This window comes from Thalassospira sp. UBA4513 (genome assembly GCF_002388495.1).
Lineage (GTDB): Bacteria > Pseudomonadota > Alphaproteobacteria > Rhodospirillales > Thalassospiraceae > Thalassospira > Thalassospira tepidiphila.
Map to the genome: position 1 here is coordinate 30,864 of NZ_DGMR01000005.1, position 10,973 is coordinate 41,836.

10 protein-coding genes are annotated in these 10,973 nt (G+C 56.3%); 1 reads left to right on the forward strand and 9 read right to left on the reverse strand.

Features of this window, described 5'->3' with window-relative positions; translation table 11 throughout:
• Positions 1-177: 177 nt before the first annotated feature.
• The 3 genes from B2T33_RS02005 to B2T33_RS02015 all read right to left on the reverse strand — a co-directional run bounded on the left by B2T33_RS02005 (position 178) and on the right by B2T33_RS02015 (position 3,931).
• Entirely contained in the window at positions 178-1,440 is a 1,263-nt protein-coding gene (locus B2T33_RS02005; RefSeq protein ID WP_286791035.1) for an MFS transporter, read from the reverse strand.
• Between the two features lie 80 nt (positions 1,441-1,520).
• On the reverse strand, positions 1,521-3,281 hold the full coding sequence (recJ, locus tag B2T33_RS02010) for a single-stranded-DNA-specific exonuclease RecJ (RefSeq protein WP_286791036.1): 1,761 nt from the start codon (positions 3,279-3,281) through the stop codon (positions 1,521-1,523).
• Between the two features lie 113 nt (positions 3,282-3,394).
• On the reverse strand, positions 3,395-3,931 hold the full coding sequence (locus B2T33_RS02015) for a peroxiredoxin (RefSeq protein WP_286791037.1): 537 nt from the start codon (positions 3,929-3,931) through the stop codon (positions 3,395-3,397).
• A 197-nt stretch (positions 3,932-4,128) separates the two neighbouring features.
• On the opposite strand from B2T33_RS02015, the gene B2T33_RS02020 reads away from it, so the two are divergent.
• Positions 4,129-4,446 (forward strand): hypothetical protein, encoded by a 318-nt coding sequence (locus B2T33_RS02020; protein WP_286791038.1) that lies wholly within the window; start codon positions 4,129-4,131, stop codon positions 4,444-4,446.
• Here the strand turns inward: B2T33_RS02020 and B2T33_RS02025 are convergent, their stop codons facing one another.
• The 6 genes from B2T33_RS02025 to B2T33_RS02045 all read right to left on the reverse strand — a co-directional run.
• Entirely contained in the window at positions 4,447-5,739 is a 1,293-nt protein-coding gene (locus B2T33_RS02025; protein ID WP_286791039.1) for an Hsp70 family protein, read from the reverse strand.
• A complete protein-coding gene (locus tag B2T33_RS20385; protein WP_210517117.1) occupies positions 5,717-5,815 on the reverse strand; it encodes an EspF repeat-containing protein in 99 nt (32 codons plus the stop codon). Before B2T33_RS20385 ends, B2T33_RS02025 begins: the two co-directional genes overlap by 23 nt.
• A gap of 69 nt (positions 5,816-5,884) precedes the next feature.
• Positions 5,885-6,844: a class II fructose-bisphosphatase gene (glpX, locus tag B2T33_RS02030; RefSeq protein WP_008890926.1), complete on the reverse strand. Its 960-nt coding sequence runs from the start codon at positions 6,842-6,844 to the stop codon at positions 5,885-5,887.
• 146 nt (positions 6,845-6,990) lie between these two features.
• Positions 6,991-8,295 carry a homoserine dehydrogenase gene (locus tag B2T33_RS02035; RefSeq protein WP_120225374.1) on the reverse strand — a complete coding sequence of 435 codons (1,305 nt, stop codon included), beginning with the start codon at positions 8,293-8,295 and terminating at the stop codon, positions 6,991-6,993.
• A 123-nt stretch (positions 8,296-8,418) separates the two neighbouring features.
• Complete coding sequence (locus B2T33_RS02040; RefSeq protein WP_064789508.1) at positions 8,419-9,660, reverse strand: LL-diaminopimelate aminotransferase; 1,242 nt, start codon at positions 9,658-9,660, stop codon at positions 8,419-8,421.
• A 330-nt stretch (positions 9,661-9,990) separates the two neighbouring features.
• The coding region (locus tag B2T33_RS02045) for an OmpA family protein (protein WP_286791040.1) at positions 9,991-10,973 on the reverse strand (983 nt) is incomplete at its 5' end.

Genomic DNA, 10,973 nt, shown 5'->3' on the forward strand with positions numbered 1-10,973 from the left:
CTAGGCCTCTAGACGAAGGGGACGCAGCGCGTTAACGAGGCCGGTTTTTAGCGATTGGGTGGGGTCAGGTCAAGCGGCTTTTTCGCCCCTGTGACGTTTTTTTTAATCGCTTGGCGTAAATGATGCCATTCCCGACCAAATACTGAAAAACCTTGGCACACTGTTTAACCAGACGGTTTATTGGCTACGACGTCGGGTTCCAATCCAGAAACTGATCCCAGCCACAGCAAGACCACAGCCCAAAAAGACAAACATCGCCTTGTAACCGGTATCCGGGTCGGCCTCATAATGGCCGACAATCAGCCCGGCAATGCCCTGAAGGACGAACAGACCACCAAAGGTCGCCAGATTGATCGTGGTCAGTGCCCGGCCAATCTGATGTTCGGCCACCGCCTTGCGCGATGCGGCGTAATTAAGCGTCGCACTGCTGCCAAGGAAGCCGTGCAGCAACATCAAAACCATGGCGATGCCGGTCCCCATCGGTCCGACAAAGGCCTGCAACAGGCAGGCAACCGCCCCGACCAGCACAGCAAAGACAATCAAGCCACGGGTATTGTCAGGCATCATCCGCGACAGTTGCCCGTAGGTCGGCGGACCAATGATCATGCCAATCGTCATGACCAGAAGGATATTGCCAACCTCGACCGCGCCCAGATCAAACACGTCATGCAAATACGGCCCGCCCCACAAGCCCCGCACCGTCAGGATCGTCGGATAACTGAAAAACGCCACCCCCGACAGCAACCAGACCTGCCGGTTTGACCAGACCGACACCATACCGCGCAGGACATCACCGACACTTTCCCCGCGCTGGGCATGGGTTGCATGTCCCGGCGGGTTGTCGCGGACCAGAATGAAATCAAGCACCACCGCAATCAGCGCAATACCGGCCAAGCCATAATAAACCGCCCGCCAGCCATAGGCCTCGACCAGTGTGGCAAGCGGCGTTGCCGATGCGAGAACGCCCATCAAACTGAACGAAACGATCAGTCCGGATGCGGCGGCAAACTTTTCGGGTGCGGTCCAGCGCGCGGCCAAAACCAGTGCCGACATGAAGGCCGCCGAACAGCCAACGCCAATCACCGCTTGGCCTGCCATCAGGCCCAGTACACTTTGCGCATTGGCAAAGATAAAGACACCGGCCACGGTGACCATGGTCAAAAACCCGTTGGTCAGGCGTGGTCCATACCGGTCGAGCAGCACACCGACGGGGATTTGCATGAGCGCAAAGGCAAAATGGAAGCTGCCCGATATCAGGCCAAGCTGTTCGGGTGTCACGGCAAGCTGTTCACGAAGCGGCCCGGCAAGCAGCGCCTGGGCAGAACGGAAAAACTGACTAAGCGAAAAGGCCAGCATGATCGGCATCAGAACGATCAGAAACGATCCGAGGCCATGCTTGGGCGTCGCAGAGGTGGGTGTGGGGCGCGAATTTTGTGTCATGGTGCCTTCAGGATTAGTCTGATCAAACCATAACGGCAAGCATTTGCAGCATCATAGCTGCCCTGCCCAGGGCCACGTCGCTAGACCGGCAAGGCCACATCATCAATGATCAGCTGCACACCATCACGCCCCTGCCAGCTATCGCGACGCAAATGCCCCAAAACATGCAACGGGCGCCCGCCATGCTTGATCAGGGTCTGCCCCATATCATTATCAAGGCATCTGAAAGCAATCGCCTTAAGCCGCCCCTGCCCGTTTGACCCGGTCAGGATACAGCGCACATGATCCTGTCCGACAACGTCGGCCTTGACCGCCCGGCAATCGACAAAGGCAAATCGGGGCTCGGCATTGCCTGCCCCGAACGGACCCAGCTTTTCAAGTGAGTCGATAAGCTCAAGTGTCGCGCCCTTGGCATGAAGCGCCCCGTCGACGGTGATCGTCGGGCGAATATCATTTTCGGCGATTATCTTGGCAAAGCGTTCCTCAAGGAAGGCCTCGAACGCGTCAAGCTTTTCGGGGTCAAGGGTAAAGCCCGCCGCCATATGGTGCCCGCCACCATTGATCAAAAGCCCGGCCTGACGGGCCGCGATAATCGCATCGCCCAGATCAATCCCGCGCACAGAACGCGCAGACCCCTTATAGACCCCGTCAACCTTGCCCATCACAAGCGAAGGCACGTGATAGCGATCCTTAAGTCTGCTTGCGACAATACCGATTACGCCGGGATGCCAGTCATCGCCGCCGACCAGCACCATGGAGCCGACTTTTGACTTGCCCTCCACCGCACTGATGGCCTGATCAAGGACGATATCCTCGATTGCCTTACGCTCACGGTTATATTCATCAAGCCTGCGGGCGATATCCTGCGCCTCTGCGGGGTTCTCGCCCGAAAGCAGGGTAGTGCCCAGAAAACTTTCGCCAACGCGCCCACCGGCATTCACACGCGGCCCAAGGACATAACCCAGGTGATAGGCACTCGGCACTTCGTTGACTCCGGCAATATCGGCAAGTGATGTCATGCCGACATTGGACCGGTGCTTCATCACCTTAAGGCCCTGGGTCACAAACGCCCGGTTCAATCCGCGCAACGGCACCACGTCACACACCGTTCCAAGGGCAACCAGATCAAGCCAGTTGCGCAAATCGGGTGCGCGAACGCCCTTCTTTTCAAGCCAGCCGCGATTGCGCAATTCGCGCAACAACGCCACACAGACCAAAAACGCCACACCAGCTGCACAAAGATGCCCAAGCCCGCTTTCATCATCCAGCCGATTGGGGTTCACGACCGCGACCGCAGGCGGCAATTCTGGCTCTGCCGCGTGGTGGTCGACAACAATGATTTCGATCCCGGCATCGCGGGCTTCTTGCAGTGGGGCATAGGCGGTCACCCCGCAATCAACCGTCAGGATCAGTTTGGCGCCCTTGCGCTGCAGCTCCAGAAGGGCTGTCGCATTCGGGCCATAGCCCTCTTTCATGCGATCGGGAATATGGACAGGAACATCAACGCCAATGGAGCGGAAAAACCGTTTCAACAACGCCGTACTGGTCGCGCCATCGACATCATAGTCGCCAAACACCGCAATCCCCTCGCCCGCCTCAACCGCATCAGCAATGCGCGCGGCGGCCTTGTCCATATCCTGCAAGCTGGAAGGATCGGGCATCAAATCGCGCAGTGTCGGTGACAGGAAACTTTCGGCGTCATCAAGGTCAATGCCGCGCGCGGCCATCACCCGGCCAACAATTTCGGGCACGCCGAAACGCTGCGCAATCGTGGTTGCCAATCGCTCGTCATTTGCGCGTTCCCGCCACCATTTGCCGGTGACGGATCGCTCGATACCCATAAAAGTCTTTTCTTGTGAATGTTCTGTCATGCCCTATGGAATAGCGCAATCTCAGGCGGTCTGAAACCGGATATTTTGCCAATCGATCAAACAGCGCCGAGAGTTCGAAATCCCTAGCCGGCCGGGTTTTCGCCGCACCATTTCAAAACGTTCTCGGCGTCTGCTGCGGGATCATCGACGGGATAGAACACCTTGGTAATCTTGCCATCATCAATGACCATGGTCAGACGCTTGAACAGGCGCATGCCATCTGCCTCGAAATCCGGCATCGCCATGGCTTCCTTGAAGCGATGGTCAGCATCCGACAGCAAGGCAAATGGCAGATGAAGGCGCTCGGCTGCTTCTTTTTGATAATCGGTTGTCTGGCTTGAAAGCCCGAACAGGTTTTTGACCCCGACCGCACGCAATTCCGCGGCGTGATCGCGGAACGAGCAGGATTGCGGTGTACAGCCCTTGGCACCGGGAATTTCGTTCCAGCCTTCCGGCGACGGCACGCCGGGCTCTGCCGTGCGCGGATAGGCATAGACAACCGTACGACCCGCCAATGTCGACAAATCAACGGATGTGTCATTGGTTGCAGACAACCCCATCGCAGGCAGGATCTGCCCCGTCAGGCGTTCAATTACATGCGCGTCACTTTCTGAACTCATCATGATCCTCCCGGGATACAAGAGCGGGCTTTTGTCACGAACAAGGTGCGGCCCTTTGGCTATCAAGATAAGTCTGAACTCAATGCTTAAAAAGAAGCATCGATTTCGTATTGTGAAAAACATTTTGCTTCATCACACCATTTGCCTGCGCGGCAAAGCTGTGCAAACTGGTGCAATAACAAAAACGGATACGCGCAATGCCCCACAAAAAAGGTCTCAGGATCGGATTAACCATCCTGTCCGTACTTGCTGCCCTGATGTCGATGCCAATGGTGATGTTTTCACCAATGATGTTTGACGCACCGGGCTCAGAAGAAAACATCTTCACCCAGTTCCTGTTTTTCAGCGTCCTGGCATTTCCGGTGCTCTGCCTTCTGGGTGGCATTCTGCCCTGGATATTCAAACGCCACCCGAAGTCGATCTGGCTTTATGGGCTCAGCGGCCTTGCCATCGGGCTTGTCATTCTCGCAATCGTGCTGCTGTCGGTTAACTGCGGCGGTGACTTCGCCTGCTGATCAGACGATGCCTTCGTCCGCCGCGATCAGAGCCAACCCGTGTGCCACCGACAGGAACGGCTGGCCGATTTCGATGCGGTCCTTGCCAAAGCGGTCTTCGAACAGCTTGCGCACAGCAGGGACATAGGATGTGCCACCGGTCATGAAGACCTTTGAGACATCACGTGCATCGACACCGGCCTGATCAAGGCAGTTCTTGGCGGCCAGTTCGATCTCGGCCATGTCGGGTGCAATCGAGGCTTCGAAATCGGCACGGGTCAGTTTTTCTTCGATCTCCACCCCGCCATGGGCGAATTGCAGAATGGTGCTGTCATTTTCAGAAAGCTCTGCCTTGGCCTTTGACACCGACTGATAGAGGTGGAAGCCCATTTCATCTTCGATGATCGCCACCAGATCTTCGATATCATCGGGCTTGGTTGCGGACCGGATCAGACCTTTGATTTCGTTGATGGTTTTGGGCTGGTTCATCATCGCCAGTTCGTGCCACCGCGAAAACGCCGTGTAATATTGCCGCGGAACCGGCAGGATCGCGCCCATGGATTTATATTCCGATCCAAAACCAAGGCGTGGCCAGACGGCCTTCTGGATGATGCGATAATCAAACCGGTCACCCGCAACACCAAGACCAGTGTGCGAAAGCGGCTGCACCCCGCGAATGCCCAGTCCCGGCGTAAAGCGGATCAGCGAAAAGTCACTGGTACCACCGCCAAAGTCGGCCACCAGAACTGTTTCGGGTTTATCAAGTTCACGCCCGTAATAATAGGATGCCGCCAATGGTTCGAACACCATGGCCTCGACATCAAAACCGGCCTGTTCATACGCCGCACGCAAACGCATTTCAGCAAAGTCATTGTCCGGATTATTTCCGGCAAAAGCGACAGGACGCCCGGAAATGACCCGCTGTCCCAGCCAGCCAAGGCTGTGTTGCGCGAAGTGATGGATCTGCGTCAGGAACGTACCAATCAGATCTTCGATGGAATAGTTGGTCCCGAAGATATCCGTCCCTTCGAAATCCTTGGCCGCCAGATAGGATTTCATCGACTGGATCAGGCGGCAATCGTGGCTTTCCTTAAGGTATTCCTCAATCGCGAACGGGCCGGAACAGCTTTTGGTGTGGGTCGGCGCATTCGGCGCCTTCAGGTCCTGATCTTCCCAGAAATACAAAATGGTCCGATAGGTATCGAAGCTTTTGGTGCCGACCTCGAACGTGGCGGATTGCACGTTTCCTGCACTGTCTGCCACGGCAAGAACAGAGTTCGTCGTTCCGAAATCAAGGGCAATAATTTCCGACATCAGGCAGGCTCCGGGATTTGGTGTTGGTCACAGGGGGCGGAGGATGTAACGCAGTCCACCTGCCCCTGCAAGCCATTAAACGAAAAAAGGGAGTGCCGAGAATTACATCAAGGCACTCCCTTTTCGAAATTTGCGAACTGGTCGCTTATTTGTACCAGATTTTCCGGCTGAAATCGTGCACCGCACGGACATAACGTACAGTACCAGACTGCGAACGCATCACGATGCTTTCGGTTTCGGCCCCATTGGCAAAGCGACGCACGCCGCGCAGCATCGCACCATCGGTCACACCGGTTGCCGCAAACATGACATTGCCCTTGGCAAGTTCGGTCAGCTTGTATTTACGGGTCAGGTCTTCGATGCCCCATTTTTTCGCGCGCGCGATTTCGTCATCGTTACGGAAAACAAGACGGCCCTGGAACTGACCACCGATGCAACGAAGGGCTGCTGCGGCCAGGACACCTTCCGGCGCGCCGCCGGTACCCATGTAAAGATCAATGCCCGAGGTTTTCTGAGAAGTCGCGATCACACCGGCAACGTCGCCATCCCCGATCAGCATGATGCGTGCACCGGCTTCGCGGGTTTTGGCAATGATTTCCTGATGGCGCGGACGATCAAGAATACACACGACCAGATCTGCAACATCGCAGCCCTTTGCCTTGGCAAGGCTTTTAAGGTTTTCGGCCGGGCTGGCGTCAAGATCAACAACATCATCCGGAAGACCACCGCCAACGGCAATCTTTTCCATATAGGTGTCCGGCGCGTTCAGGAAGCCACCCTTTTCGGCCATGGCAACAACCGCCAAAGAGTTCGGGCCGCCCGTCGCGCAAATGGTCGTGCCTTCAAGCGGATCAAGCGCGATATCGATTTCCGGGCCTTCGCCGGAGCCAACTTCTTCGCCGATAAACAGCATCGGGGCTTCGTCGCGTTCGCCTTCGCCAATCACGACCGTGCCTTTGATATCCATGCTGTTAAGCGCATTGCGCATGGCGTCCACGGCGGCCTGATCGGCTGCCTTTTCGTCGCCGCGTCCCATCAGGCCAGAGCACGCAAGTGCCGCCGCCTCGGTCACGCGAACCGTTTCAAGCGCAAGATTTCGATCCATATCTTCTTCCTCGTATTGCTGATGTGGGGTCTGGGGGCCCCATCTCATTGTTGTCTTTTTATTTTTATGCTCGGTTTTCTGTCCAAGCTATACAACATCGCCCCGCATCATGGCAGATACGGGGCGAATATGTGTTGTTCATTTTGTTAAGATGCGAAGCTTTCAATCCGCATCAGAACCGGCGGCTGTGAATTGCTTTCAAAGGCTGCAATATCATTCACCGCACCCGACATGGCGGACTCAGTCGTTTCGTGTGCCACGATAACCACCGGTACAACACCGCCTTCGGTTTCGGCCCGGCCATGCTGGATCATGGACGCCATCGACACCCCATGCTTGGCAAGGGTTGCAGTCACCTCGGCCATAACGCCGGGGCGGTCCCACACCATCAGGCGCAGGTAATAGGCACCAACATGCTTTTCGAGCGACGCACGCACGTTTTTCTTAAGGCGATCTGCCGGCAGGCCAAACACCGGTGCCGCACGACCAGCCGCGATATCGACGATATCGGCAACCACCGCCGATGCGGTCGGACGTTCGCCCGCCCCGCGGCCCTGCAGGACCACTGGCCCGACATAGTCGCCTTCAAGGGCCACCGCGTTAAACACGCCCTCGACCTTGGAAATCTGGGTTGCACGATCGACCATCACCGGGGATACGCGCTGCTCGATGCCTTCGGCCGTCTGTTTGGCGATACCAAGCAGTTTGATGCGATACCCAAGTTCTTCGGCAAGCTGGATATCAAGCGCTGAAACGCTTCGGATGCCTTCGACCGCAACTGCGTCAAAATCGACTTCGACCCCAAAGGCGAGGCTTGCAAGGATCGCAAGCTTGTGCGCGGCATCAATGCCATCGACATCAAAGGTCGGATCAGCTTCGGCATAGCCAAGTTTCTGTGCCTCTGCCAGAACGTCGGCAAAGTCACGGCCCTGTTCACGCATCGTGGTCAGGATATAGTTGCACGTGCCGTTCAAAATGCCGGTCACGCGCGAAATCTCGTTACCAGCCAGACCTTCGCGCAATGCCTTGATCACCGGAATACCGCCAGCGACCGCCGCCTCATAGGCGATGGTGACATTGTTGGCATCGGCAATCCGTGCAAGTTCCGCCCCCTTAAGCGCAATCAGCGCCTTGTTGGCGGTCACAACGTGCTTGCCATTTTCAAGGGCGGCCTTGCAGGTGTCATAGGCAATACCATCTGATCCGCCGATCAGTTCGACAAGGATGTCGATTTCCTTGTCCGCGGCAAGATCACGGGCATCATCATACCAGGTCAGGCCTTCGGTCGAAAAACCACGATCGCGAGTTCGATCACGCGCCGATACCGCTGTGACGACAATCTGGCGACCCGAACGGTCTGTCAGAAGGTCGCGATGTTCACTCAGCAGTTTAACGGTTCCGGCACCGACCGTACCAAGGCCTGCCACACCGATTTTGACGACGTCTTTCACGATAACTCCTTGTCGCGTGGTTACATCTTTGGCTCCGCCCGTGATCAAAAAAAGATCACTGCGCCCTGATAACAGAACGCCCGGGACATGTCCCGGGCGAAACACAGAATGCTTTATGAGATATCAGACGGATTTCTTCAACAGTTCACGTGCAGATTCTGCATCGGGGCATTTGGCAAAGAACTGTTTGATGTTGCGATTGGCCTGACGAATGCGGTGCTTGTTTTCCACAAGCGCGATACGCACATGGCGATCACCATACTCGCCAAAGCCAAGACCCGGTGCCACGGCAACGCCTGCTTCCTGCAAAAGCAGCTTGGAAAAATCAAGCGATCCCAGTTCGGCAAAGGCATCGGGGATCGGTGCCCAGGCAAACATGGTTGCCGCCGGGCTTGGGATTTCCCAACCAGCACTTTGCGCCCCTTCGATGAAGATATCGCGGCGTTCGCGGTACAGATTGCGGAATTCCTCGACACAGTCCTGCGGACCATTGAGGGCCGCGGTTGCGGCGACCTGAACCGGGGTAAAGGCACCATAATCAAGGTATGACTTGATGCGGGTCAGTGCGTTGATCAGCTTTTTATTGCCGGTGGCAAAACCGATACGCCAACCCGCCATCGAATAGGTTTTCGACAACGAATAGAATTCAACGGCGATATCCTTTGCACCCTTGCACTGCAGGATCGAGGGCGGCGGATTGCCATCAAAATAGATCTCTGAATAGGCAATATCCGACAGGACATAGATTTCATGCTTGCGGCAGAAATCGACAACTTCCTGATAGAACGCCAGATCCACCACAAGGGCGGTCGGGTTGGCCGGGAAGTTCAGAACAACCGCACTTGGTTTCGGGACCGAGTGTTTCACCGCGCGATGAAGCTGATCCATAAAGCTTTCGGTATTGAACGTCCCCTGATCATCATGGCCAATCGGGATATGGCGCAATGCCGCGCCTGCGATGATGAATCCGAATGCATGGATCGGATAGGACGGGTTGGGCACCAAAAAGATATCGCCGGGGCTTGTGATCGCCGCAGCCAGGTTTGCCAATCCTTCCTTGGAACCAAGGGTCACAACGGTTTCAGTTTCCGGATCAATATCGACGCCAAAGCGACGACCGTAATAGGCCGCCAATGCCTTGCGCAGGCCGGGAATGCCGCGCGACATCGAATAGCCATGGGTGCGCGGGTTCTGGACCGTTTCAACCAGCTTGTCGACGATATGCTGTGGGGTCGCCGGGTCCGGGTTGCCCATGCCGAAATCGATAATGTCCTCCCCCGCTCGCCGCGCCGCCGCCTTCATCGCATTTACTTCTGCGAATACATAAGGCGGTAGACGTTTTATGCGGTGGAAGTCCTGCGACATTATCCTGTTTCCTCGTCAAATCACTGAAATTCGAATTTTATGCGAAAAGCATATCCTCGATTTCTCGAAAGTTGCGTTTAGGCCCGATATTGAGGCCATTAATAGCGTACAATTCGAAGGATGTACCTTTTCTTGAAATCATACTCAACGAATTAATGCGCGGAAAATACGCATAAATGCGATTTACGGCGGGTAAAGGACCGGGTGACGTCAGGCTGACGGCAAAAACCCGACCATTTCCGGACGTACGATGCCCAAACGCAAAAAACGCGGAAGGATTTCTCCCTCCGCGTTTTGCTGTTTGGTTCTGAACTGTTTTGATCGACGTGATCAGTAATCCAGATAAATCTCGACACGGCGGTTGCCGGCTTCGCCCGCCGGAACGCCTTCGTAGTAGCGCGGATCGGCCGAGCCATCCGCCCCGACAAAGATTGCATTCGGATGGACGCCAAGCTCAATCAGGCGCGACACAACGGCCGCGGCACGGCCTTCGGACACACGGCGGTTTACTGCCAGATGTTGTTCAAGCGACATATTGCCGGTACGCATCGACGCATGACCAATCACGCGGATAAAGCCGCTGGTCTGCTGCCAGGTTGCCGCAACCTGTTCAAGCACGTTGTAATCAGCACCACCAAGGTTGGTCGAACCGTGCGCGAACTGGATCTGTGCGATCTGCACTTCACTGACAGCCGGGCCAGCCTGATCAATCGACTGCACGCCAAGACGCGATGCCAGCGCATCGTTGGTGACCGTCATGTCATAAGATGCGGAGTCGCCATACATCGGCTCCGCCCCGCCCAACTGGCTTTCATCGACGATCACCGAACCATTGTCGGAATACATCGAATAATCAAATTCCTGGGTCTGCACTGGCGCCGGTTCATTGGCAAACACGCCCTGACCTTCGGCCAGACGACGCTGATACTGATCCATGACCGGATCACCAGACGATACTGGAGTACCCGCACTCGTCTGTTGTGCAGACTGTCCACTCTGCGCTGCCTGTGCAGCCTCATAGGCTGCCAGCTGTTGGGCCCGGGCATCGGCCCCCTGTGCCGCAGTCGGTGCTGCAGGCGGGGCTTCCGGTGTCGGGACCGGACCACTGGAAGGTGATTTTGCATTCCATTCGTCAGCAATCTTGGAGCCGCTTGGCGCAGAGGTGACCGCGCTCGTGGTGGCAGTTGCCGCCGCAGAACTGCCGGTATCGGCCATCGAACTGCTGGAAACCGGTGTTGTCGGTGCCGGATTGATCGCGGGTTGCGACGCCGGTGCTGCCGGTGCGGCTTGCAGCGCGTTCACAGGCGGGCTGC

Coding starts and splice junctions, on each gene's coding strand:
- B2T33_RS02020 (WP_286791038.1), top strand. CDS start 4,129: ATGCCCCACAAAAAAGGTCTCAGGATCGGATTAACCATCCTGTCCGTA.
- B2T33_RS02005 (WP_286791035.1), bottom strand. CDS start 1,440: ATGACACAAAATTCGCGCCCCACACCCACCTCTGCGACGCCCAAGCAT.
- B2T33_RS02015 (WP_286791037.1), bottom strand. CDS start 3,931: ATGAGTTCAGAAAGTGACGCGCATGTAATTGAACGCCTGACGGGGCAG.
- recJ (WP_286791036.1), bottom strand. CDS start 3,281: ATGGGTATCGAGCGATCCGTCACCGGCAAATGGTGGCGGGAACGCGCA.
- glpX (WP_008890926.1), bottom strand. CDS start 6,844: ATGGATCGAAATCTTGCGCTTGAAACGGTTCGCGTGACCGAGGCGGCG.
- B2T33_RS20385 (WP_210517117.1), bottom strand. CDS start 5,815: ATGGCTTGCAGGGGCAGGTGGACTGCGTTACATCCTCCGCCCCCTGTG.
- B2T33_RS02025 (WP_286791039.1), bottom strand. CDS start 5,739: ATGTCGGAAATTATTGCCCTTGATTTCGGAACGACGAACTCTGTTCTT.
- B2T33_RS02040 (WP_064789508.1), bottom strand. CDS start 9,660: ATGTCGCAGGACTTCCACCGCATAAAACGTCTACCGCCTTATGTATTC.